The following is a 22157-nucleotide window of genomic DNA, read 5'->3' as shown; positions in this document are numbered from 1 at the left end:
GATTAGATTTAATAATTGGTCTCAATACTGGTGATCTTTGCGTCACCCCAAAGACTTTCAATGTCGTAAAACTCTCTTATATGTCGTTGAAAAACATGAACTACAACATTTACGTAGTCCATAAGTACCCATTCGGCATTTTCGCTACCTTCAATATGCCAGGGTTTGTCTTTAAGAGCTTTACTAACAGATTTTTGTACGGAATTTACTATGGCATTTACCTGCGTGTTAGAAGTACCATTGCAGATGATAAAGTAATCACAAACAGTATTCTCAATTTCCCTTAGGTCCAGGATGTCTATATTATTTCCCTTTACTTCTTCAATTCCCTTTATAACTTGAGCAATAAGTTCATCGCTGTTCGTTTCTTTTTTTGCCATTAAATTTATTTCTTTACGCAAAGTTATTACTTTTTAGTCTTTTTAAAGCCTGTTATATTATAACATTTTAATGCCTTTGCGCCTTTAGTTTCTACATGCGTATAATCAAAGTTAATGCCACCAATTCTACAAATGAATTTGCACGTGATTTGTACCACGGCAAATCTACTTTTGAGCCTGTATGTGTAGTGGCTCATTGTCAGACGAAAGGTAAAGGGCAGCGTGGTGCAGGATGGGTTTCAAACCCCGGTGAAAATCTTACGTTTAGTGTGTTGTGTCCTCATGTTGATTTTGCGGTTGAAGATCAATTTTTTTTAAGTGCGGCGGTGGCTTTGGCGATTGCAGATGTTTTAGAGAAATATGAAATTCCTAAATTATCAGTCAAATGGCCTAACGACATAATGTCAGCAAATTTTAAGCTTTGCGGGATTTTAATTGAAAACATTCTTAAAAATGCCAATATATCGGCATCTGTACTGGGAATAGGATTGAATGTAAATCAAATAGAATTCCACAACCTGCCCCAGGCAGGTTCTATGCAGCAAATGTCAGGTCAGAATTTTGACCTTGACAGGCTGCTGGAAAACTTATTGGATTCTATCGAAAAAAGGCTTCAAACATTGGCAGCTCGTCAAAAACAACTGCTTTTGGACGAATATATCTCCAAAATGTTTAGAAAAGACAAGGTTTCTGCCTTTGAATTTCCAGACGGTAGCCATTTAACCGGAATTATACGAGGGGTAACGCGCGAAGGAAGATTATTCGTGGAAACAGAAGATTCCGATTATAAAACTTTCGATCTTAAGGAGATAAAACTTCTCTTCTGAAGAAAATAATTCTATTTTAATGGCAATTAATCTAACTGATGAGGGTTTGCGAACTCTGCAGGTCGATATTTGCCATTTTTTGATGCTCTCTTATTTTATCTGAGGTGCAGCCTATAATTTCGCTATATTTTCAGCAAGGCTATTTATAAACTTCTGTAGCGGACTTTTAACCATCATACTCATCATTGCATTGAACTTGCCATGAAAGAAAAGCTGGTTTTCACTCTTATTTTCATTCAAATTATCGATATGAATATTGAGGGAGAAATTCAATTTATCTGAAGTAGAGCCTAAAACCACTAATTTCGGCTCTTCGGTCTCCTGAATTTTCAATTTTATCTCTGGCATGCCTTTTAGGGCGAACAAAAAAGTCTCCTGATCTAATACTTTAAATTTTTCCTTGCTCTCTGGCATTAGCTGTTCATAATTTTCGACATTGGTCAAAAATTCAAACATTTCCTGCTGATTTTTATTTGCGGTTACTTTTGGACTTTCTAAATTCATAACTATTTATTCCAATTAGCGGGATCATGACGCCATTCTTTTAGAATTTCAGCTTCAGAACCATTAATATATTTTGTTTTTTGTGCCGTTTCAATCAGGTAATCATAATCGCTTAGAGTATGAAGCTCTACCTTTGCTTCTTTGAAGTTTTCCGTGGCAACAATAAAATCGTAAGTGAAGATAGCCAGCATTCCTTTTACATTCGCTTTTGCTTCTCTTATCGCTTTTACAGCATTCAGGCTGCTTTTTCCTGTGCTGATAAGATCTTCAATAACAACTACGTTTTGACCTTCCTCAATATTACCTTCAATTTGATTTTTTCTTCCGTGACCCTTGGCTTCAGGCCTTACATAGGCAAAAGGTAGGCTTAAATATTCTGCTACGAGCATACCAATGCCGATTGCCCCTGTAGCCACCGCTGCAATTACATCTGGCTTTCCATAGAGTTCCTCTACCTGTTTTGCAAAATGTTCGCGTATAAAGTTCCTGATTGGGGGGTAAGACAATATCACCCTATTATCACAGTAAATCGGGGACTTCCATCCGCTGGCCCATGTAAATGGCTCTTGCGGGTTTAATTTTATTGCTTTAATTTGCAATAATAGTTCAGCGGTTTGTTTTGCTGTTTCTTTATTTAAAATCATAGTACAAATGTATAAAGTTTTTGTAAATGATGTCCCAATTATTCTTTCCACAAAAAAAGAAATTGGTGAAGCATATACTTCTTACCCTATTAAAACCGTAAGACTGAAGAAGTTGATAAAGAAGATCAATAAAGGAAAACTGCTTTACGTGAACCTTTATCATGAAGACGAGGAAAAACTTCTGAAGTTTTTACTCAAAAAGTTGCGGGTGGTTACCGCTGCGGGTGGGCTGGTTTTAAATGATAAGGATGACATCTTGTTTATTTACCGTAATAAAAGGTGGGATCTTCCTAAAGGAAAGACTGAAAAAAAGGAGAGCATCGAAGATTCTGCTATTCGTGAAGTAGAAGAAGAGACTGGTGTTCAGGATTTGGAGATAACTAAATTTATTCAAAAAACGTATCACGTCTTTAAGCGCAAGGGTAAATACAGGCTTAAGGTAACGCATTGGTATGAAATGCGGACATCCTACGACGGAGAGTTAAAACCGGAACAAAAAGAGGGGATAGAAAAAGCGAAATGGAAAAATTTTGAAAAGAGTCAGAAAGCACTTAAAAAATCCTACGCAAATATAAAACTTCTTTTTTCTGATAAATATTTATCTGGGAACTCTAAAGATCGGATAGCGTAAATGTGCTTCCTCATAGTGATTTGATCTTCTATGGATCCATTCCAGTTGTGCATAAGAATCGTTTCTAAATTCTGAATCTGAATCTCTTTTTTCTTCAAATTCTTCTTTTAATTGGGGGTTTGTATCCAATAACTGTTTGGCTATATCTTCAAAAACGTAAGGTGAAAAATGTTCTTTTTGCTGAAGGACAGCATCAAAAAAGTTCCAGTTAAAGAACGAATCTACTGTAGTAGGCTCCAGAGTTTCCAGTAGGTACCTCGCACCATCCTGAAAAGTGGTCACATAAAAATCTCCTTTTCTAAAGCTAACGGAATCCGTGGTTTTACTCACCTGCGTATTCTGGTGAAGATAATGACCTTCAAAGGGTGATTCTACAGTTTCGAATTCCTCGATTTTGTACTTTTCTACATAAATTACGGTATCCCGCGCCAGAGGCTCCAATTTGATTTGATTGAGCTGTAAAAGACCGATGACCTCCCACCATCCCTGCGGAATTATATATGCTCTGGGAATTTCTATCTTGTCTTGTGCTGTAAAGTTGTCAAAATATTCTATTTCTGTTGTAAACGGCTGGTTCCGGTTATATTTTAAGCGATCTTTCCCGGTAACTTCACTGTCAATTCTTTCTCCTGCATAACCCTTAAATTCCCTTGTGCTGGGATTCTCCATATCTGGTTGAAAATTTGTGGGGTACCATCTTTCTGTCAAATATTTCTTCGTTTCTGCCTCTCTGAGTTCTTTTATGGTTGCACTTTCAGCATCTGTAATATTTATCATAGAACGCATGAGTTCATAAGTTCCCGCAACTCTTTGGTTGTATGGTTTTAGCATATGGGTTTCTACCATCATTCCCAGAGTGTTCCAAAGCGTAGTATAGCCGGTAGAATATCTTGGATAATCTAAAAACTGACTAAATCCATTTTCAGGAACTTCATTAAACACATTTACATAGGGCGTGATATCCCACTCTTTCTGTTTAAGCGAATCTTCCAGAGCGGGCATCATTTTCTTGTTTAGATACTCTCCCAGTTCCCCTCCTAATTTGTTGTGCTGAGTAAATAAATGGGTGAGGGTATATTGATAATCTGCGCCGTTGCTTACATGGTTATCAATAAAAACATCAGGTTTCAGTAGATGAAAAATTTCATAGAAACTTCGTGTGTTTTTTGTGTCTGCTTTTATAAAATCCCTGTTGAGGTCGTAGTTACGGGCGTTTCCCCTAAAACCATATTCTGCGGGGCCGTTTTGATTAGTTCTCGTGGTCGAATTCCGATTAAGCGCCCCACCAACATTATAGATAGGAATAGTGGCGATAATTGTGTTTTCTGGTACACCAATAGAATCACCTGCCAGGTCCCTGAACAGCATCATCGTAGCATCAATACCGTCACTTTCCCCGGGATGAATACCATTGTTTATTAATATAACAGTTTTCTCCTGCCTTAATTTTTCCAGATCAAAATCTCCGGAAGGACTGAAAACCGCCAGATGCAGAGGTTTACCGCTATCTGTAGAACCAAATTCTGTAAAGCTGATAGTTGTGTAAGCTTTATCCAGTTGAGCGTAAAAATCAATAACTTCAGAATATGTTGCGGTCTCTTTACCTTCAGATTTTTCAAATTTTGTTTCAAAATCATAATCTACCACCAGGCGGTATTTGGATAAATCACAGGAAACAAGTAGGATTAAAAAAAGTAAAACTACTATTGCTTTTCTCATTTGAGCGAATTTAAGAGAGTGACATCACACATTAAATAATCTCTTGTGATGTCTGCTTCAAAATTTTTAAAAGCTTCTTATATAATTATTAGTAAACATAGGTAAAACTGCTATAGCTTACAATATATGCAGATATGTATGCCTGATTTAACCCTTGTTAAAGGAAACTTAATCAGCTTCTAAAACTTTCCTCGGCACAAATTTCGGAGTATTTTTGAGAAAATTGCTTTAAAATGAAAAGAAAATCGAATTTATTAAGTATTCTTTTGGCTCTTGGGATGAGCATGACGGCACTTGCACAGTTTAATGAAGTGAGTGAAGAAAAGAAGGACGAAATAGCGAACAGGCCGGCAAATGTGGTTCAAACAGCTGTAGGTTCTTTAGAACTTCCTCCTCCTTATTCTTCGGAATCTGTCACTAATGAAAGTGAAGTTATAGGATGGTCCGGAAATAGGCCCAAAGCACCTGAAGGTTTTAAAGTGACATTATATGCTGAAGATCTCCAACATCCCCGCAGAAGTTATGTAGCTCCAAATAATGATGTCTTTGTGGTAGAATCTAATGACGCCAAAAAAAGCGCCGATCGTATCACCATGTTTAGAGATACAGATAAAGACGGAATGCCCGATGAGCGATATGTGTTTATGGAAGGGCTTAATCAGCCTTACGGAATGCTGATTTTGGATGATTATTTCTACGTTGCAAATGTGGATGGTCTTAAAAGGTTTCCTTATAAAGAGGGACAAACTTCAATAGATGCAAGCGGGGAAACTGTTGTTGAGCTCCCTGCCGGAGGTTACAATCACCACTGGACAAGAAATATAATTACCAATAATGAAGGTAGCAAAATTTATATATCTGTAGGTTCTTCCAGTAACGCAGGAGAACATGGAATGGAAAAGGAGGAACGTAGAGCTAACATTATTGAAATTAATCCTGATGGAACTGGTGAAAAAATTTATGCTGCAGGTCTAAGAAATCCTGTGGGAATGGATTGGAATCCTGTTACCGGGGAGCTATGGACATCTGTGAACGAGCGTGACAAAATTGGAAATAACCTGGTTCCAGATTATCTCACCAGTGTAAAAGAAGATGGCTGGTATGGCTGGCCTTTTTCATATTTTGGGGATATAAAAGACCCGAGATGGGCAGAAGATCCGCACCTGGAACTTGTTGAAAAAGCTATCGTGCCAGATGTTCCGTTGGGCGCCCACACTTCTTCTCTGGGCCTTACATTTTATAAAGCAGATCAATTTCCTGAAAAATATAAAAACGGAGCTTTTGTAGGACAGCATGGATCTTGGAACCGTGCGAATCTTTCTGGTTACAAAGTAGTATTTGTACCTTTTGAAAATGGAAAACCCGGGGAGCCGGAGGATTTCCTTACCGGCTTTTTTGCCAATGAAGATTCAAGTAAGGTATATGGAAGACCTGTTGGGGTGACCACTTTACCAGATGGGTCTTTGCTGGTTAACGATGATGACGGGAATGTACTATGGAAAGTTTCTGCGGAATAAAATATAATCATATTGGAAAAAAGAATATTAGCAGCTTTAATTTTTGTCTGCTTCGGAAAAGTTTTTGGTCAGAACATAGAGGGTAGAATTATCAATTCAGAGAATTCTGAAGCAATTGTAGATGCGAGAATTAAAAATCTTACTTCAAATGCTGTAGTTTTTTCAGGTGAAAATGGAGAATTTTCTCTGGAAGCTGAGGACCTTCCGGTTAGCCTGGAAATAAGCTATTTGGGTTTTCAGAATAATTACAGAACAGTTACATCTTATAATGAAACGCTACTAATTACGCTGGATCCTGTTCGGGATAATCTTTCTGAAGTTGTTATTAGAAGCACAATTATCCCTAATGAACTTCAGGAAGTGCCTGCTTCAGTAGGTTTGCTCACAGAAAATGATCTCCGGCGTACAGATGCCACGGCATTAATGGACAATTTTAATTATGTCCCGGGAATGTACGTGAATCAGGGTGCGTTAAATACTAACAAGATCAATATTCGCGGAATTGGAGCGCGCTCTCAGTACAGTACAAATCGAATTCAGGCGTATTTCGACGGAATTCCGCTTACTACAGCAGAAGGTGAACTCACGTTGGATGATATCGATCAGGAATCTTTGGAAAGGGTAGAAATTATCAAAGGACCTACTTCCAGTATTTATGGAGCTGGTCTGGGAGGTTCAATAAATCTATATTCTGCTAATCCTGAAGCACAGGGAACCACCGGAAAGGTCAATTATCAGCTTTCCAGCTTTAATACTTCTAAAAAAACAGTTCTGGCTTCACACAGTTCAGAAAATACAAGCTTTTTTGCCAATTATTCTCATTTAAAGAGCGATGGGTATCGTGAAAATGGAGAATATGACCGGAAATCGGCTCTTGTAAATGCGAAACTTTTGACTTCTGAAAATAACAGCCTCTCATTTTTGGCAAATTTCACCCGACTAAAGGCTTTTATTCCAAGTTCTTTAAATGAAGAGGATTTTCTCAATGATCCTGAAACAGCCGCATATACCTGGGGTGCTGCACAGGGTTATGAATCTTACGACCGGGGACTTTTAGGTTTGGCTTACACGCGTCAGTTTTCTGAAAACTTCAGTAATACCACGAGTATTTATATGAACTTCAGAAATGGTTATGAGCCAAGGCCATTCGATATTTTGAAAGAGGAACGCCTTTCGGCCGGTGCACGTACAAAATTCAACCTCGATACTAATATCGGAGATATGGCTTCTCAACTTAGCTTTGGTGCAGAGTATTATAATGAATGGTATGAGATTGGCACTTTTGAAAATCTTTATGAAGATTTTCCAGATGAGGGAAGTGTGCGGGGAGCACGGTTAAGTAACAATGAGCAGGTAAGAAACTATGCTAATTTTTTCGGACAGCTAAGCCTGGAAATAACCGAAAACTGGAATGTCGAAGCAGGTTTTAATATTAATACCACAGGATATACTTTAACCGATTTATATGCTGAAGATGAGGTTGATCAAACCGGGGATTACCGTTTTAATACTATTTTTTCTCCACGTATAGGAACAACCTATGAAGTTGCTCCTGGTAAAAATATCTATGCATCAATAAGCCACGGATTTTCTACTCCCACTGTAGCAGAAACCCTGACTCCTGAAGGGCAAATTAATACAGACCTGGAGCCCGAAACGGAAATAAATTACGAAATCGGGTTTAAAGGAAACTGGATAAACAATCGTTTATATACCGAAATTGCGCTGTATTCCATCCAGATAGAGAATCTGCTTGTTGCGCAGCGAATAGATAATGACCAATACGTAGGAGTGAATGCCGGAAAAACAGATCATAACGGAATTGAATTTTTAGCACAATACAATTTTGATCTTGGAGCAGGAATAACCGGAAAACCTTATGTTAATGCAGCTTTTAACTTTTTTGAATTCGATGAATTTATAAATGAGGATGTGGATAATTCGGGAAATGAGCTGCCGGGAGTTCCAAAATCTACATTGAATTTAGGTTTTGATCTTTCTACAGATTGGGGCCTTACGTTTTACAGTAACTACAGAGCGGTGGGGGAAATTCCGCTGAATGATAGTAATTCAGAATATACAGATAACTATGAGCTGGTAAATTTAAAGGCAGTCTATAGTTTAAATGTTTCAGATTATTTTGAAATTAATTTTAACGCCGGCATCAATAATGTTTTAGATGAACATTATGCGGCCAGTGTGGTTACCAATGCTGTAGGCTTTGGAGGTGCCGCTCCAAGATATTATTACCCAGGTAATCCGAGGAACTATTTTGGCGGAGTAGGAGTGAGGTATAATTTTTAATCAATAACGGGATAGTATTCCGATAATTGCCAGTTTTGATATCAGACCTCACAGGTTTCCAAAACCTGTGAGGTCTAAAAAAACAGTAGATTTATAATTGACGTTTTTAGGTATTGTCTTCAATGCTTTGGAAAACGTAACTGATCGAATTTTAAGGAGAATATTCGTCTCTTACCTGTTACTTTTTCCTTACCACATCCGGAACCATAAAACTGTAGTCCCCACCGTGCCTGATGATATCCCTTACTACAGTAGAAGAGATATGGCTTTTGCCCGGAGAGTTTACCAGGAAAATGGTATCTATTCCGGCCATTTGAAAATTAGTCTGACCAATGGTTTTTTCAAATTCCAGATCCTTAGAATTTCTTAATCCCCGAAGGATAAAGGCGGCCTCCTGTTTTTTGCAAAAATCGACAGTCAGTCCACTGTAAGTGGTGACCTTTATTTTAGTTTCTTCTTTAAATGCTTCTTTTAAGAAAGAAAGTCTTTCCTCGAGGGAGAACATGTACTTCTTTTCAGAATTGGTGCCAATCGCCAGTATAATTTCATCAAAGAGGGGCAATGCGCGCTCAATGATATCTATGTGTCCTAAAGTAAGCGGATCAAAAGATCCCGGAAAAACTGCTTTTCTCATAAGCCTAAAGGTAAAAATTTCTGTTGAAAAAAATTATTCTTCCAGAGCGGCTTCAATAGCGCTTCCGTAGAGATCCTGCAGGCTAATTCCTGCTTTTGCTGCCTGTTGTGGTAAAATACTAGCTTTACTAAGCCCTGGCGTTGTGTTCATCTCAATAAAATGAGGTTCACCATCATGAAAAATAAATTCTGATCTGGTAAGACCTTTCATCTTCAACTTTTTATATATAAGAATTGAAATATCCTGCACCTTCTTAGTTTGCTCTTCAGAAATTCTTGCGGGAGTGATTTCCTGCGATTTTCCGAGGTATTTAGCCTCGTAATCAAAGAATTCGTTCTCTGAAATTATTTCCGTCACCGGCAGGGCAATAACTTCTCCTTTATATGTGACCACGCCAACAGAAACTTCGGTTCCATCCAGAAAAGATTCAATTATTGCTTCATCATCCTCTTTAAAAGCTGTTTTTGCAGCCGGAATAAGCTCCTCTTTCGTCTTTACTTTTGTAATTCCGAAGCTGCTTCCCGCACGATTCGCTTTTACAAAACAAGGCAGGCCTACTTTTTCCACAATTTCGTCCGGATTAATAGTGTCCTCTTTATTCAGAAAAAAATTAGTGGCGGTTTTTATTCCGTAGGGCTTTAAAACACTGATTAAATCCCGTTTATTAAACGTAAGAGCGGCCTGATAATAACCACAGGAAGTTTGCGGAATCCCGAGAAGTTCAAGGTATGCCTGCAAAAGTCCATTTTCACCGGGGGTGCCATGAATCGTATTGAAAACGCAGTCAAAAGAAATTGTTTTATCCTGAATTCTTACGGTAAAGTTACTTTTATTAATAGGATAAGGTGTATCATCATCTGCAACCATAAACCATTCACCTTTTAAGATATGAACTCGGTAAGGTTCATATAATTCGCGACTAAGATGTTGATACACCATGTTTCCACTGTTGATGGAAATACGATATTCACTGGAATAGCCGCCCATGGCGATGGCAATTTTTTTCTTCATGTTCAATATGTAGAGATTAAAATCGTTATCAAAAATATCACTAATAACGGGTGCATCCAAAACCGTTGGGTTTTATATCTTTGTTTTTTAAACCAATCTATGGGAATAATACGATTTATCTTCAGCAAAACTTTTTTGATACAATTAGTTTTGGCCGCAATAGCCATTGTGGTTATTGTTTTTCTGGCACTTCAGTGGTTGGAATATTCTACTAACCAGGATCAACGTATAAAAGTACCTGACCTGGCGCGAATGTCTTTAGATAATGTAGACGACAAACTTAATGAACTGGATCTTCGGTTTGAAATTCTGGATTCTGCCAATTTTAATCCGGACTTTCCCCGCTATTCAGTAATAGAACAGGTGCCGGAGCCTGGGAAATTTGTAAAAGAAGACCGGAAAATTTATTTAACGCTAAACCCTTCAGGATATCGAAAAGTAACTATTCCGAATGATTTAATCAGGAAAACAAGAAGACAGGTAGAGCCAACATTGCGCTCCCTGGGATTTGAAATTGGTGAAGTTACCTATAAACCAGATATTGCCGAAGATGCAGTGCTGGAAATGCGACACAGAGGAGAGCTGGTAGAGCCGGGAGATGAACTCATGAAAACGTCAGTTATCGACCTTGTATTGGGTGATGGCTCTGGCAGGTACAGGCAGGAAGGCGAAGAAGAGGAGGAGAGCGAGACGGGTGTAGAAGAAGAAATTGAATTTTAATGAAAGAAGAAGAAGAAGGTCACGATATTGAAGAGCAGGATGATGAACTTTATGAGCATCATAAATTTGTAGCCGAAAAGGGACAGAATCCGTTGCGGGTGGACAAATATTTGATGAATTATATCGAAAAAGCTACCCGTAACAAGATTCAGAAGGCAGCAAAGACGGGGAATATCTACGTAAATGAAGTTGCTGTAAAATCAAATTATAAAGTAAAGGCTGGAGATGTAGTTCAGGTGATGTTTGAACATCCACCATATGAATTTTTGCTAACTCCGGAAGATATTCCGCTGGATGTGGTTTATGAAGACGATACATTGCTGGTTGTAAATAAACCGGCCGGAATGGTGGTACATCCCGGCCACGGAAATTACAGCGGAACTTTGATTAACGCGCTGGTTTACCACTTCGAAAATTTGCCAAATAACAGCAGTGACCGCCCCGGTTTAGTACATAGAATAGATAAGGATACCAGCGGACTTTTAGTCGTGGCTAAGACAGAGCAGGCAATGACGCACTTATCCAAGCAGTTTTTTAATAAAAGCAGCGAACGCGAGTATGTTGCGATTGTTTGGGGAAATGTAGAAGAAGACGAAGGTACTGTAGAAGGAAATATTGGAAGACACCCAAAAAACCGACTTCAGAATACCGTCTATGAAGGTGAGGATGCAGAGAAAGGAAAGCCGGCCGTTACTCATTACAAGGTGCTGGAGCGTTATGGTTATGTGACGCTCATTTCCTGTAAGCTGGAAACAGGCAGAACGCATCAGATTCGTGTGCATATGAAACACATTGGCCACACCCTCTTTAATGATGAAAGATACGGTGGAGACAGAGTTTTAAAGGGAACGACATTTACAAAATATAAGCAGTTTGTCGAAAATTGTTTTAAAGTATTGCCAAGACAGGCTTTACATGCCAAAACCCTTGGCTTTGTTCATCCGGAAACTAAAAAGTGGATGAGCTTTAATACCGAGATTCCGCAGGATATGCAGGATTGCATCGCAAAGTGGGAGAGCTACGCAAAGAATCAGAAGGAAATTCTGGATTAGGATCTAGAACTTTTGCCTTTTAATTAATTATCTTTAGTTGCAGATTGCAGTACCATGGAAAACATTTTATTAAAAATTAAAAGCAAAGAGGCTTATGATCAACTACTAAGCCTGCTTAAGAAAATTGATCAAAATGAAATTGAAATAATTTCAGACAATGTTTTTGAGCAGCAGAAAGCAGAGTTGCATCAGGAATTGGAGGCTGTTGAAAATGGAACTTCAACACTATCCGATTTAGACGAAGTAGATATTGAACTGGATAGGATTATTTCTCAATATGAAGATAAAACTATCAGGTAAATTTAGGTTTAACCTTGAAAAGCAGATACGGTACATTGCAAAAGATAAACCTTTAGCCGCCCGGAAGTTTAAAAATGACCTTTTTTTAGAAATAAGAAAAATTTCTTCTAATCCCTATTCTTTCAGAAAATCTATTTATTTTGATAACGAGGAAGTTCGTGATCTGACTTTTAAAGGCTATTGCATTACTTTTAGAATAAATAGTACATTGCATTTGATTGAAGTCTTTGGTTTCACGAAGTATACTTTGTTTAAATGAAATAAACCTTCTCTATTATTCAATAAAGAAGTAATAGAACATGCTTTTTCATTGTATCTCATTCGGCTTATCTTTGAATAAAATCTTCAGAATATGAAAATTGTAATTTCCCCGGCGAAAAGCCTGGATTATGATTCAAAATTACCAACTACACGCGGCACACAGCCGCAATTCCTGGAAACAACCGCCAAACTAAACCGTAAACTGGCGAGAATGACAAAAGCTGAGATTTCAGAATTAATGGGAATCAGTGATAAACTGGCTGATCTAAATTATACCCGCTATCAGGAATTTGAAGAAGACCACAATAAGAAGAATGCCCGCCCGGCAATGTATGCTTTTGCTGGAGATGTTTACACCGGTCTGGATGCTTATACAATTCCGACAGAGAAAATCGACCGGCTGCAGGATACCTTAAGGATTTTATCGGGAATGTACGGAATTCTAAGACCGCTCGACCTTATGCAACCATACAGGTTGGAGATGGGTACTTCCATCGGTATTGAAAGAAAAAAGAACTTATACAAAGTCTGGCAGGAGAAATTGACTCAGGCGTTAAATGGTGAACTTCAGGAAGATGAAATATTTCTGAATCTTGCCAGTAATGAATACTTTAAGGTTGTTGATACTAAAGCTTTAAAAGTTCCGGTTATTTCTCCGGTTTTTAAAGATTTCAAAAACGGAAAGCTTAAAATCATTAGTTTCTACGCAAAAAAGGCCCGCGGCTCCATGGTGCGCTATATCATAGATAAAGATGCGCAGTCTCTGGACGATATAAAGGGCTATGATTATGATAATTATCGCTTTAGCGAAGAACATACTGAAAAGGAAAATGAGCCGGTCTTTATCCGATAGACTATAAACAATTGTAGATTTTCGACAAGATTGATGTTGAACAGAAACAAGAAAAAAGACCACTTCGTTACGAGAGCAAAGATTCTTAAAATAATTTAATAGTCGATAATTGCCTTTTTAGGGCTGGTATTTTATTTTTAAACAATAAACAATAAACAATAAACAATAAACAATAAACAATAAACAAAGGACATCTTCCACCACACGCATCCATATCGCCCTTTCATTCCTGAAAATGCCACGAAGTTGATCGTTGGGACATTGCCACCACCGCGATTTACGAAACGGCAATTAAAGGAAGGTGATGTAGATTTTTGCTACGGAAGTCGTGACGGACTGCTTTGGCGGGTGCTGGATAAAATCTTTGACATTGGCCTTAGTTTTGAAACCACTGAAGAAGCTGTGGAGCATCGGAAGCAATGGTTAAAAAGCCGCGGTATCGGGATTTGTGATATGGTGGAAAGCAGCCGGAGGGAAAAAATTGATGCTTCAGATCTTGGAATGCAACAGGTGGAACTCCGCGATATGGTACAGATTCTTCGGGATCATCCAAAAATTAATACGCTGTTGTTCACCGGCGGAAACAGCAAAAATGGGCCGGAATATTTTTTCCGCAGACATTTAAGAGAAATAGGAAGCGACATACGGCTGAAAGTAATTTCCAATGATGTTCCTAAAATTTATCAGTTTGTGCTTGACGGCAGGCTGATCAAAACAGTTTCTTTAACCGCGCCTTCCGGATCTGCCAATCGAGCTATCGGCAGTATGGAGCTTTATAAACATCTAAAAAAGAAAAACCCTGAATTCAATACAATTGATTTCAGGGTTCTCCAATACAAGGAGCATTTCTAAAACTACTGCTCCAAATTTTTCTTTTGTGTGTCGGCCATGGTGGTTGGTTTTACCTTAAACTTTTTACGTTTAGGTCTTAATTTTCCATGTGTACCGATAGCAATTTTTCCGCGTTTGGTCTTTTTATCACCTCTACCCATTACTTCTTATTTTGTTGGTCTTTGATGGTTTTGTCATCAATATCAAAGTCATTGGTTTCGGTATCGCGGTTTCCAATTTCACCACTTAGAGGATCATTATCGCTCCGTCTCTGTTCTTTCCTCTTATTTCTACTTTCATCTATACGTCCCATAATTTTCCTTTTTTAATTCTGAATTAAGATACGTAAAGACCGGATAAAACTGTATTAAAACCATGTTAGACTTTGGTTAAAGCTTAGCGAATACTTTTAACAAATTCCGCAGTTTTTCCAATCCCGTGCTGGTTGAGATGCTTTATAAAAGCGCTGCCGATAATTGCTCCTTTGGCATATTGGGTAGCCTGCTCAAAAGTTTCATGATCTCCAATTCCGAAACCGACAATTTGCGGATTCTTCAGGTTCATACTATCAATTCTCTTAAAATAATCTTTTGTTTCCTCGCTAAAACCTTTGGTAGAACCCGTGACACTCGCTGTACTTACCATATATATGAAACCGTCGGAAACAGAATCTATAAACCTGATCCTTTCCTCGGAAGTCTGCGGAGTGATCAGGAAGATATTCTGAAGTCCGTGAGCTTCAAATATTGCTCTGTACTCTTCATTATATACATCTACCGGAAGATCGGGAATAATGAGTCCGTCAATACCGGATTCTTCACATTTTTGACAGAATCTTTCCACACCGTATTGAAGTATCGGATTAAAATATCCCATGATGATCAACGGAATTTCCACAGAATTCCTGATCCCTTCCAGTTGCTGAAAGAGTCGGTTTGTAGTCATTCCAGCCTTCAGGGCTTTAGTAGAACTCTCCTGAATTGTTGGGCCATCGGCTAAAGGATCACTAAAGGGAAGACCAATTTCAATAAAATCGATCCCGCTTTTTTCAAGATCCTGAATGATCTGTACCGTGTCTTCAGGTTCTGGATACCCGGCGGTAAAATATATGGAAAGCAGCTTTTTGTCTTCCTGCAGTTTTTTGGTAATTCTGTTCATCTAAAGGTAGTAAAAGAGACCTCACAGGTTTCCAAAACCTGTGAGGTCTAATGTTTATAAATTAAAATATTCGATATACGTATTAAGGTCTTTATCGCCGCGTCCTGAAAGGTTGACCACAACAATATCATCCTTTTTAAACTTCCGGTCTTCAAATATTGCAAGCGCATGGGAGGTTTCGATAGCAGGGATAATTCCTTCCAGTTTAGCAAGATGTAAACCGGCTTTCATGGCATCCTCATCGGTAACCGAAATAAATTCCCCGCGGCCACTTCTGAATAAATTTGCGTGCATAGGTCCCACTCCCGGATAATCCAGCCCGGCAGAAATTGAATAAGGTTCGGTAATTTGTCCATCTTCAGTTTGCATCAGCAAAGTCTTACTTCCGTGGATGATTCCTTCTTTTCCCAGAGCTGAGGTTGCTGCGCTTTCACCGCTCTGAATTCCTTTTCCGGCAGCTTCCACAGCGATAATGCCAACTTCAGGATTATCTATATAATGAAAATAAGCACCGGCAGCATTACTTCCGCCTCCTACACAAGCTACTACATAATCAGGATTTTCGCGACCTTCTTTTTCCTGAAGCTGCACTTTTATTTCTTCAGAAATAACTGCCTGGAATCGTGCGACCATATCGGGATATGGATGCGGACCAACAACAGATCCTATTATATAATGAGTATCAACCGGATTATTAATCCAGTCCCTGATAGCTTCGTTAGTGGCATCTTTAAGCGTACGGCTTCCGGATTTTGCAGGAATAACTTTCGCACCAAGCATTTTCATACGGGCCACGTTTGGCGCCTGGCGTTCAATATCTATTTCTCCCATGTAAACAATACATTCAATCCCCATAAGGGCACAAACAGTGGCTGTAGCTACACCATGTTGTCCGGCGCCGGTTTCGGCGATAATCCTGTTTTTGCCAAGTCGCTTTGCCATGAGTATCTGGCCCACAGTATTATTTACTTTATGGGCACCGGTATGGCAAAGATCTTCCCTTTTCAGGTAAATTTTCGCATTGTATTTTTTGCTGAAACGTTCCGCATAGTAGAGTGGAGTAGGGCGCCCTACATAATCCCGGAGTAGATCTTTAAATTCTTTCTGAAAGGATTCCTCTTTCATAATATCAAGATACTGCGAGCGCAGTTCTTCAACGTTTGGATAAAGCATTTCCGGAATAAAAGCGCCTCCAAATTCGCCGTAATATCCTTTTTCGTTTGCCTGGTAAGTCATTTTATTTTCTATTTCTCCTGCAAAGTCTAAAAGACTTTTTGGGTTATTTTTATTATTTATTCGAGAAACGATCTTTAAAAAGTTGCAGTTTTTCGACATTTTTTAGTCCCGGTTCATCTTCAAACCTGCTGTTTACATCAATTGCATAAAGCAGATTTTCCTTTCCATTTTTCTGAAACCACGTCATCAGCTCGTTAATCTCTTCTATTTCTTCAAGGCCAATTCCGCCGCTAAGGAAGAATGGAGTAGAGGAGGGGTAGTTTTTAAGAACTTCCCAATCAAAGGTGACCCCATTTCCGCCTTTATTTTTTCCTTTGGTATCGAAAAGGAAGAAATCCACAACCTCTTCATATTCCTTTAATTTGCTGAAGTCAAATCCTCCTTTCACTGAAAAGACCTTGATTACTTCAACATTATCGTCCTTTAGGTTGTCCCATAGTTTCCTGCAAAATTCCGCGGTTTCCTGCCCGTGAAGCTGAATGGCTTTTAATTTATATGACTGTACTTTTTTCAGAATAAAATCCAGCGATGCATCTACAAAAACACCTGTTTTCTTAATTGCTGAAGAAATTTCCGGAACTTCTGAAGCAACAAATCGAGGGGATTGTTCATAAAATATAAGCCCCATATAATCTGGCTGAAGCAGAGCAATTTCCCGAACGTTTTCCGGTTGCTTCATTCCGCATATTTTAAGCTTGATATTTGTCATTTTATGAGGTTCGCTTTAATTTTTTTATTTACTAGAAAAACGTCTATTGGCTACTTTTTCTGTGTATTAAGTATTGGTCTGCCGTCATCACGGGTATTTCTGCACTTTTAAAATCTTTCAGATTTCTGGAGATAATGATTGTTTGATTAAACTCCAGCGCGGTATAATATTGTAAAGCATCTTCATAATCTGCAAAATTTTCATCATTCAATGCCAATTCTACTATTTTATCGTTTAGCGGAAGTAATTCCACCAGCACTTTAAATTTTCTAAGTATTCTCCGTGCCTCTTTAGCAGATTTTAACCTGGACAGGACGTAATTTGTATTAGCAAAGGAGAGGGAAGAGATTGTAAGGTCAAGCTTTCCCTGATCTGCCAGTGAAAAAAGTCTGCCGGCTGGTTGGCAAAAAGGTTCACGCTTGGCCAATAAATCAATCACAATATTTGTGTCTACAAATAAATTACTCATTTGTATTTATTCAGTAAATAATCGCTATAGCCTTTTTTATAATCAAAATCTGCGTCCAAATCAATAACTCCCATTAGACTCTCCACCAACGGAGTGTTTTGCTTCTCTTTTTCTTCCTTCTCTGTGACAGCAGCCAAGTATGATTCGATCATTTTTGACAGGCTTACGTTTTGCGTTTTGGCATATTGTTTAGCTCTTTCAATCACCGTCTTATTTAGGCTCAATGTTAATTTCGTATCCATCTCTAAAGTTTTACGTGCAGAATATAAAATACACTACGTAAAGTTACAAATTATTTTTACCTGTTTAAGTAGAAAAAGCCTTATTGTGCTAATTGCCTGATAAATTCTTTTGCACTTTTGCCGGGATCATCAGTTTTCATAAAGTTTTCACCGATTAAAAAGCCCTGATAGCCATAATTCTTCAAGTCTTTAATAGCTTCTACAGAACTTATTCCGCTTTCAGAAACTTTTACGAAATCCTCTGGAATTTTTTTTGAAAGCTCTTTACTTATGTCGGTACTTACTTCAAAAGTCTTTAAATTTCTATTATTTACTCCCAGCATATCTAAACTCGGCATAATGGATTTCTGAAGTTCTTCTTCATTGTGAACTTCGAGTAGGACATCCAGCTTTAAATTCTTTGCAAACTCCGATAATTGCTTTATTTGAGCCTTCTCCAAAACGGCAGCAATTAGTAGAATCACATCGGCACCATAAGCTTTTGCTTCCAGTAACTGATATTCATCAATAATGAATTCCTTTCTCAGAATTGGCATTTTGACACTTGCTCTTGCAAAAAGCAAATCTTCCAGGGATCCACCAAAGTATTTTCCATCGGTAAGAACAGACATTCCTGAAACTCCGGCGTCCTCATATCCCGAAGCCACATCCTGAACGTTCAAATCCTGATTTATAACAGATTTTGAAGGAGATCTTCGCTTGTGTTCTGCAATAATTCCTGTTTTGCTGCTTCGCAGGGCATCAGCAAGAGAGATTGTTTCCCGCTCAAAAAGCGCAGTGTTCTCTAACTGTGAAACAGGTACTATAGTTTTCTTTAATGCAACTTCTTTGCGTTTATCGGCTATTATTTTATCTAAAATATTCATTTTTTATATGCTGTTAATTCCAGGTCGTGCCTCTAAAGTGACAATTATCGACTTATTTCCTGTAACTTCTTTAAAGCCTGGAGTCCGTATCCGGAATTCAGGGATTCTTTAGCTTTTGCAAATCCTTCCTGTGGTGAAACGTTTTGGGTAGTTGCAATGGCCATCCCCGCGTTTGCACAAACCACGTTGTTTTGAGCCTCGGTTCCTTTTCCCTTCAGAATTTCCATAAAAATTTCTGCAGAACTTTCAACGGAACCTCCGCCGGCAATTTCTGATGGATCTAAAGTCGGAATACCAAAATCTTCCGGACCCACCATAGCTTCAGAATGATTGGAAATAATTTTTGTTTTTCCAGTAAGCGAAATTTCGTCGTAACCATCCAAAGCGTGTAAAATTGTAAAATTTTTATTGGTATTTTGATATAAATATCCATACATTCTTGCCAGTTCCAGGTCAAAAACGCCCACCAGCTGATTCCGTGGAAAAGCAGGATTTACCATTGGTCCCAACATGTTGAAGAAGGTTTTTACCGCCAAAGATTTTCTGATTGGTGCTACGTTTTTCATCGCAGGATGAAAAAGGGGAGCATGTAAAATACATATTCCGGCTTTATCTATACACCGCTCCAGAAAGTCAGGATCATTACTGAATTTTATTCCCAGGTGCTCCATCACGTTGGAACTTCCGCTTACTGAGGACACCCCATAATTTCCATGTTTGGCTACGTTCACACCTGCGCCTGCCGTAACAAAAGAGGCCGTTGTGGAAATATTAAAAGTATTTTTCCCGTCTCCACCGGTTCCACAAAGATCTACAGGGTTATAGTCGTTTAAATCTATAGCAATGCAAAGTTCCAGAAGCGCATCACGAAAACCTTCCAGCTCCTCTATTGTGATGCTCCGCATCATATAAACAGTGAGAAAAGCCGCGATCTGATTGCTGTTATATTCCCCATCTGAAATGTTGAAAATAACATGCTTCGCCTCTTCCTTGGAAATCGTTTCGTGGTTGATAAGTCTGTTGAGTAGTTCTTTCATAATTCTCCTCTGTCTCCCAAAAATGAGAACAATGTCGAGGCAATTTTAAGGTTAAACTTATGCATTTGTGTCTGCTACTTTCTTCCCTTTGGTAAGATTAAAGGAGGGACTTTCTACCCAGTTTTTAATAATTCTTTTCCCTTCAGGAGTCAGGACAGATTCCGGATGAAACTGAACTCCTCTAATATCAAATTCTCTGTGGCGAAGGGACATGATCTGTCCGTTTTCGTCGTAAGAAGTTGCTTCAAGAACATCGGGTAATTCTTTTAGTACTACCCAGGAGTGGTAACGTCCCACCATAAATCCGTTAGGTAAATCCTTAAAAAGAGGTTCATCTTTTACGCAAAGGTTGATATTAGTGGCAACTCCGTGGTACACCGAATCCAGATTTCCCAATTTTCCACCGAAAACCTCGCCTATTGCCTGTTGGCCGAGACAAACGCCGAAAATACTTTTGGTAGCTCCGTACTTTTCGATAATTGGCTTTAAAAGGCCTGCTTCTGAAGGAATTCCAGGACCGGGAGACAGCAGGATTTTGTCGAATTCCTCCACGTCTTCCAGTTCTAATTGATCGTTTCTTCTTACAGTTACTTCACAATCCAGATCTTCTAAATAATGAACTAAATTGTAAACGAAAGAATCGTAATTGTCTATGACTAATATCTTTTTCATTTTGTTTATTCTTTTGCGTTAGGGATTGAGGCTTTGTGAAGCTCTTTTTAAAGTTTTTACTTTAAAAAAGCGACTGCCGAAAGCCCGACCCGCAGGGTAACGCCCAAATTAAATATCTTCTGCTATTTCCAGTGCTTTGGTTAATGCTCCTAATTTATTATAAACTTCCTGTAATTCGTTTTCTTCTACAGATTCTGAAACCACCCCGGCGCCGGCCTGGTAATGTAATTGATGATTTTTGCTCACAAAGGAGCGAATGATAATGGCGTGGTTAAAATTGCCGTCGAAATCCATAAATCCAATTGCGCCGCCATAGGCATCACGATTCACATTTTCGTACTTCTCGATAAGTTTCATCGCGCTGTGTTTGGGAGCGCCACTAAGGGTGCCGGCGGGAAAAGTATCTGCCACGACCTGCATGGTTGGTGTATTTTTATGTTTTGTGCCGGTGACTTTGCTTACCAGGTGAATGACATGAGAAAAAAACTGGATCTGACGGTAATTTTCAACTTTTACATTGCTGCCGTGCCTGCTGAGGTCATTCCTCGCAAGGTCCACAAGCATTACATGTTCTGCATTTTCCTTCTCGTCTGCAGCGAGCTTTTTTGCCAGTTCGGCGTCCTGTTCATCATTTCCGGTGCGTTTAAATGTTCCGGCAATCGGGTGAATTTCTGCCTGGCCATCTTTTACCACAAGCTGCGCTTCGGGAGAACTTCCGAAGATTTTAAAATCGCCATAATCAAAATAAAACAAATATGGAGAAGGATTCACACTGCGAAGTGCTCTGTAAACATTGAACTCGTCTCCCTTAAATGCCTGGGAAAAGCGGCGGGAAAGCACAATTTGAAAAACATCTCCACGATAACAGTGCTTTTTGCCCAACTTCACATTTTCTATAAACTCTTCGTCGGTTAAATTAGAGACAGGCTCCTGCTGACGCGTAAAATTATAGGTAGCAAAATTACGAACTTTAATAAGCTGCTTTATTTCTTCAATTTTACTTTCTGTATTATAGGTATGGTCAAAAATATAAGCTTCGTTATTGAAGTGGTTAATGGCAATTATATTTTGGTATACCGCATAGTACATGTCCGGCAATCCGAGATCTCCTTTCTTTTTAGTGATTTCCAGGTCTTCAAAATATCTTACTCCGTCATAGGCGATGTAACCAAAAAGCCCATTATTGATAAATTTAAATCCTGAATTTTCAGCTTTAAACTGTTGCGAAAATTGCTGAATTTTTTGCGGGACATTTACGTCCTGATCGATATTTGTCGTTTTCTGGGTGCCATCCGGAAAACTTTCAAAAATTTTTTCATTTTGGATCTTAATAGAAGCTATTGGATTACAGCAGATATATGAAAAGCTGTTGTCGCTGGCGTGGTAATCGCTACTTTCCAGGAGAAGGCTGTTTGGATATTTATCCCGCACCTTTAAATATACACTCACAGGTGTGATCGTATCGGCAAGTAGTTTTGTATGGGTTGTAGTTAGCTGGTACATCTATAAATATTTGCATTTCCGGAAATCCGGTAAATTTTATGTTAGTTATTTTTTTCCTGCACTAAATCAAGAACTAA

The 22157-nt window shown here is 38.7% G+C and carries 27 protein-coding genes; 10 read left to right on the top strand and 17 right to left on the bottom strand.

Translation table 11 applies throughout. The features are described 5' to 3' along the window. Positions 1 to 8: 8 nt before the first annotated feature. Positions 9 to 380, bottom strand: a complete 372-nt coding sequence (gene rsfS / locus RM545_RS05370; protein WP_311494292.1) for a ribosome silencing factor — start codon at positions 378 to 380, stop codon at positions 9 to 11. Positions 381 to 475: 95 nt separating this feature from the next. Between rsfS and RM545_RS05365 the strand changes: the two genes are divergently transcribed. Continuing rightward, positions 476 to 1207 (top strand): biotin--[acetyl-CoA-carboxylase] ligase, encoded by a 732-nt coding sequence (locus tag RM545_RS05365; RefSeq protein WP_311494291.1) that lies wholly within the window; start codon positions 476 to 478, stop codon positions 1205 to 1207. A 111-nt stretch (positions 1208 to 1318) separates the two neighbouring features. On the opposite strand, the gene RM545_RS05360 is transcribed toward RM545_RS05365, so the two are convergent. Both RM545_RS05360 and pyrE read right to left on the bottom strand, forming a co-directional pair. After that, positions 1319 to 1711 carry an SRPBCC family protein gene (locus RM545_RS05360; RefSeq protein WP_311494290.1) on the bottom strand — a complete coding sequence of 131 codons (393 nt, stop codon included), beginning with the start codon at positions 1709 to 1711 and terminating at the stop codon, positions 1319 to 1321. A gap of 2 nt (positions 1712 to 1713) precedes the next feature. Beyond that, positions 1714 to 2355: an orotate phosphoribosyltransferase gene (gene pyrE, locus RM545_RS05355; RefSeq protein WP_311494289.1), complete on the bottom strand. Its 642-nt coding sequence runs from the start codon at positions 2353 to 2355 to the stop codon at positions 1714 to 1716. A 7-nt stretch (positions 2356 to 2362) separates the two neighbouring features. Between pyrE and RM545_RS05350 the strand changes: the two genes are divergently transcribed. Further along, positions 2363 to 2986, top strand: a complete 624-nt coding sequence (locus RM545_RS05350) for an NUDIX hydrolase (protein ID WP_311494288.1) — start codon at positions 2363 to 2365, stop codon at positions 2984 to 2986. Here RM545_RS05350 and RM545_RS05345 read toward each other — a convergent pair. Then, positions 2954 to 4705, bottom strand: a complete 1752-nt coding sequence (locus tag RM545_RS05345) for a M14 family metallopeptidase (RefSeq protein WP_311494287.1) — start codon at positions 4703 to 4705, stop codon at positions 2954 to 2956. The two genes, RM545_RS05350 and RM545_RS05345, sit on opposite strands and share 33 nt — an antisense overlap. Before the next feature lie 233 nt (positions 4706 to 4938). Between RM545_RS05345 and RM545_RS05340 the strand changes: the two genes are divergently transcribed. Further along, a complete protein-coding gene (locus RM545_RS05340) occupies positions 4939 to 6222 on the top strand; it encodes a PQQ-dependent sugar dehydrogenase (protein WP_311494286.1) in 1284 nt (427 codons plus the stop codon). Positions 6223 to 6234: 12 nt separating this feature from the next. Beyond that, entirely contained in the window at positions 6235 to 8526 is a 2292-nt protein-coding gene (locus tag RM545_RS05335) for a TonB-dependent receptor domain-containing protein (protein WP_311494285.1), read from the top strand. Between the two features lie 178 nt (positions 8527 to 8704). On the opposite strand, the gene coaD is transcribed toward RM545_RS05335, so the two are convergent. Both coaD and RM545_RS05325 read right to left on the bottom strand, forming a co-directional pair. Then, positions 8705 to 9160 carry a pantetheine-phosphate adenylyltransferase gene (gene coaD, locus RM545_RS05330; protein WP_311494284.1) on the bottom strand — a complete coding sequence of 152 codons (456 nt, stop codon included), beginning with the start codon at positions 9158 to 9160 and terminating at the stop codon, positions 8705 to 8707. Positions 9161 to 9193: 33 nt separating this feature from the next. Further along, positions 9194 to 10171 (bottom strand): D-alanine--D-alanine ligase, encoded by a 978-nt coding sequence (locus tag RM545_RS05325; protein WP_311494433.1) that lies wholly within the window; start codon positions 10169 to 10171, stop codon positions 9194 to 9196. A gap of 99 nt (positions 10172 to 10270) precedes the next feature. On the opposite strand from RM545_RS05325, the gene RM545_RS05320 reads away from it, so the two are divergent. The 6 genes from RM545_RS05320 (at position 10271) to RM545_RS05295 (ending at position 14209) form a co-directional block, all read left to right on the top strand. Continuing rightward, complete coding sequence (locus tag RM545_RS05320) at positions 10271 to 10891, top strand: PASTA domain-containing protein (protein ID WP_311494283.1); 621 nt, start codon at positions 10271 to 10273, stop codon at positions 10889 to 10891. Further along, positions 10891 to 11943, top strand: coding sequence for an RluA family pseudouridine synthase (locus RM545_RS05315; protein WP_311494282.1), 1053 nt, complete (start codon positions 10891 to 10893; stop codon positions 11941 to 11943). The genes RM545_RS05320 and RM545_RS05315 overlap by 1 nt, the downstream gene beginning before the upstream one ends. Positions 11944 to 11997: 54 nt before the next feature. Continuing rightward, positions 11998 to 12243, top strand: coding sequence for a hypothetical protein (locus RM545_RS05310; RefSeq protein WP_311494281.1), 246 nt, complete (start codon positions 11998 to 12000; stop codon positions 12241 to 12243). Next, positions 12221 to 12502 carry a type II toxin-antitoxin system RelE/ParE family toxin gene (locus tag RM545_RS05305; RefSeq protein ID WP_311494280.1) on the top strand — a complete coding sequence of 94 codons (282 nt, stop codon included), beginning with the start codon at positions 12221 to 12223 and terminating at the stop codon, positions 12500 to 12502. Before RM545_RS05310 ends, RM545_RS05305 begins: the two co-directional genes overlap by 23 nt. Before the next feature lie 93 nt (positions 12503 to 12595). Then, entirely contained in the window at positions 12596 to 13357 is a 762-nt protein-coding gene (gene yaaA, locus RM545_RS05300) for a peroxide stress protein YaaA (protein WP_311494279.1), read from the top strand. Positions 13358 to 13549: 192 nt separating this feature from the next. Next, positions 13550 to 14209: a uracil-DNA glycosylase family protein gene (locus RM545_RS05295; RefSeq protein ID WP_311494432.1), complete on the top strand. Its 660-nt coding sequence runs from the start codon at positions 13550 to 13552 to the stop codon at positions 14207 to 14209. A gap of 2 nt (positions 14210 to 14211) precedes the next feature. On the opposite strand, the gene RM545_RS05290 is transcribed toward RM545_RS05295, so the two are convergent. From RM545_RS05290 to RM545_RS05240, 11 genes are all read right to left on the bottom strand, one after another. Further along, positions 14212 to 14349 (bottom strand): 30S ribosomal protein THX, encoded by a 138-nt coding sequence (locus tag RM545_RS05290; protein ID WP_311494278.1) that lies wholly within the window; start codon positions 14347 to 14349, stop codon positions 14212 to 14214. Further along, complete coding sequence (locus RM545_RS05285) at positions 14349 to 14501, bottom strand: hypothetical protein (protein WP_311494277.1); 153 nt, start codon at positions 14499 to 14501, stop codon at positions 14349 to 14351. Before RM545_RS05285 ends, RM545_RS05290 begins: the two co-directional genes overlap by 1 nt. An 83-nt stretch (positions 14502 to 14584) precedes the next feature. Then, complete coding sequence (gene trpA / locus RM545_RS05280) at positions 14585 to 15346, bottom strand: tryptophan synthase subunit alpha (RefSeq protein WP_311494276.1); 762 nt, start codon at positions 15344 to 15346, stop codon at positions 14585 to 14587. 54 nt (positions 15347 to 15400) lie between these two features. After that, positions 15401 to 16582, bottom strand: a complete 1182-nt coding sequence (trpB, locus tag RM545_RS05275; RefSeq protein WP_311494431.1) for a tryptophan synthase subunit beta — start codon at positions 16580 to 16582, stop codon at positions 15401 to 15403. A 52-nt stretch (positions 16583 to 16634) separates the two neighbouring features. Continuing rightward, a complete protein-coding gene (locus tag RM545_RS05270) occupies positions 16635 to 17261 on the bottom strand; it encodes a phosphoribosylanthranilate isomerase (protein ID WP_311494275.1) in 627 nt (208 codons plus the stop codon). A gap of 73 nt (positions 17262 to 17334) precedes the next feature. Next, positions 17335 to 17760 (bottom strand): type II toxin-antitoxin system VapC family toxin, encoded by a 426-nt coding sequence (locus tag RM545_RS05265; protein WP_311494274.1) that lies wholly within the window; start codon positions 17758 to 17760, stop codon positions 17335 to 17337. Then, the gene (locus RM545_RS05260; protein ID WP_311494273.1) at positions 17757 to 18002 is read right to left on the bottom strand and encodes a DUF6364 family protein; all 246 of its coding nucleotides are present in this window, start codon (positions 18000 to 18002) and stop codon (positions 17757 to 17759) included. Before RM545_RS05260 ends, RM545_RS05265 begins: the two co-directional genes overlap by 4 nt. 80 nt (positions 18003 to 18082) lie before the next feature. Further along, positions 18083 to 18868 carry an indole-3-glycerol phosphate synthase TrpC gene (gene trpC / locus RM545_RS05255; protein WP_311494272.1) on the bottom strand — a complete coding sequence of 262 codons (786 nt, stop codon included), beginning with the start codon at positions 18866 to 18868 and terminating at the stop codon, positions 18083 to 18085. A 44-nt stretch (positions 18869 to 18912) separates the two neighbouring features. After that, positions 18913 to 19905, bottom strand: coding sequence for an anthranilate phosphoribosyltransferase (trpD, locus tag RM545_RS05250; protein ID WP_311494271.1), 993 nt, complete (start codon positions 19903 to 19905; stop codon positions 18913 to 18915). Between the two features lie 57 nt (positions 19906 to 19962). Continuing rightward, on the bottom strand, positions 19963 to 20577 hold the full coding sequence (locus RM545_RS05245) for an anthranilate synthase component II (protein WP_311494270.1): 615 nt from the start codon (positions 20575 to 20577) through the stop codon (positions 19963 to 19965). Positions 20578 to 20685: 108 nt separating this feature from the next. Then, a complete protein-coding gene (locus RM545_RS05240) occupies positions 20686 to 22080 on the bottom strand; it encodes an anthranilate synthase component I family protein (protein WP_311494269.1) in 1395 nt (464 codons plus the stop codon). Between the last annotated feature and the right edge of the window lie 77 nt (positions 22081 to 22157).

The sequence above is a fragment of the Autumnicola lenta genome, assembly GCF_031846515.1.
GTDB lineage: Bacteria > Bacteroidota > Bacteroidia > Flavobacteriales > Flavobacteriaceae > Autumnicola > Autumnicola lenta.
This window is presented reverse-complemented; position numbering and strand designations above follow the sequence as displayed.

Coding starts and splice junctions, on each gene's coding strand:
- rsfS (WP_311494292.1), bottom strand. CDS start 380: ATGGCAAAAAAAGAAACGAACAGCGATGAACTTATTGCTCAAGTTATA.
- RM545_RS05365 (WP_311494291.1), top strand. CDS start 476: ATGCGTATAATCAAAGTTAATGCCACCAATTCTACAAATGAATTTGCA.
- RM545_RS05360 (WP_311494290.1), bottom strand. CDS start 1,711: ATGAATTTAGAAAGTCCAAAAGTAACCGCAAATAAAAATCAGCAGGAA.
- pyrE (WP_311494289.1), bottom strand. CDS start 2,355: ATGATTTTAAATAAAGAAACAGCAAAACAAACCGCTGAACTATTATTG.
- RM545_RS05350 (WP_311494288.1), top strand. CDS start 2,363: ATGTATAAAGTTTTTGTAAATGATGTCCCAATTATTCTTTCCACAAAA.
- RM545_RS05345 (WP_311494287.1), bottom strand. CDS start 4,705: ATGAGAAAAGCAATAGTAGTTTTACTTTTTTTAATCCTACTTGTTTCC.
- RM545_RS05340 (WP_311494286.1), top strand. CDS start 4,939: ATGAAAAGAAAATCGAATTTATTAAGTATTCTTTTGGCTCTTGGGATG.
- coaD (WP_311494284.1), bottom strand. CDS start 9,160: ATGAGAAAAGCAGTTTTTCCGGGATCTTTTGATCCGCTTACTTTAGGA.
- RM545_RS05325 (WP_311494433.1), bottom strand. CDS start 10,171: ATGAAGAAAAAAATTGCCATCGCCATGGGCGGCTATTCCAGTGAATAT.
- RM545_RS05320 (WP_311494283.1), top strand. CDS start 10,271: ATGGGAATAATACGATTTATCTTCAGCAAAACTTTTTTGATACAATTA.
- RM545_RS05315 (WP_311494282.1), top strand. CDS start 10,891: ATGAAAGAAGAAGAAGAAGGTCACGATATTGAAGAGCAGGATGATGAA.
- RM545_RS05310 (WP_311494281.1), top strand. CDS start 11,998: ATGGAAAACATTTTATTAAAAATTAAAAGCAAAGAGGCTTATGATCAA.
- RM545_RS05305 (WP_311494280.1), top strand. CDS start 12,221: ATGAAGATAAAACTATCAGGTAAATTTAGGTTTAACCTTGAAAAGCAG.
- yaaA (WP_311494279.1), top strand. CDS start 12,596: ATGAAAATTGTAATTTCCCCGGCGAAAAGCCTGGATTATGATTCAAAA.
- RM545_RS05290 (WP_311494278.1), bottom strand. CDS start 14,349: ATGGGTAGAGGTGATAAAAAGACCAAACGCGGAAAAATTGCTATCGGT.
- RM545_RS05285 (WP_311494277.1), bottom strand. CDS start 14,501: ATGGGACGTATAGATGAAAGTAGAAATAAGAGGAAAGAACAGAGACGG.
- trpA (WP_311494276.1), bottom strand. CDS start 15,346: ATGAACAGAATTACCAAAAAACTGCAGGAAGACAAAAAGCTGCTTTCC.
- trpB (WP_311494431.1), bottom strand. CDS start 16,582: ATGACTTACCAGGCAAACGAAAAAGGATATTACGGCGAATTTGGAGGC.
- RM545_RS05270 (WP_311494275.1), bottom strand. CDS start 17,261: ATGAAGCAACCGGAAAACGTTCGGGAAATTGCTCTGCTTCAGCCAGAT.
- RM545_RS05265 (WP_311494274.1), bottom strand. CDS start 17,760: ATGAGTAATTTATTTGTAGACACAAATATTGTGATTGATTTATTGGCC.
- RM545_RS05260 (WP_311494273.1), bottom strand. CDS start 18,002: ATGGATACGAAATTAACATTGAGCCTAAATAAGACGGTGATTGAAAGA.
- trpC (WP_311494272.1), bottom strand. CDS start 18,868: ATGAATATTTTAGATAAAATAATAGCCGATAAACGCAAAGAAGTTGCA.
- trpD (WP_311494271.1), bottom strand. CDS start 19,905: ATGAAAGAACTACTCAACAGACTTATCAACCACGAAACGATTTCCAAG.
- RM545_RS05245 (WP_311494270.1), bottom strand. CDS start 20,577: ATGAAAAAGATATTAGTCATAGACAATTACGATTCTTTCGTTTACAAT.
- RM545_RS05240 (WP_311494269.1), bottom strand. CDS start 22,080: ATGTACCAGCTAACTACAACCCATACAAAACTACTTGCCGATACGATC.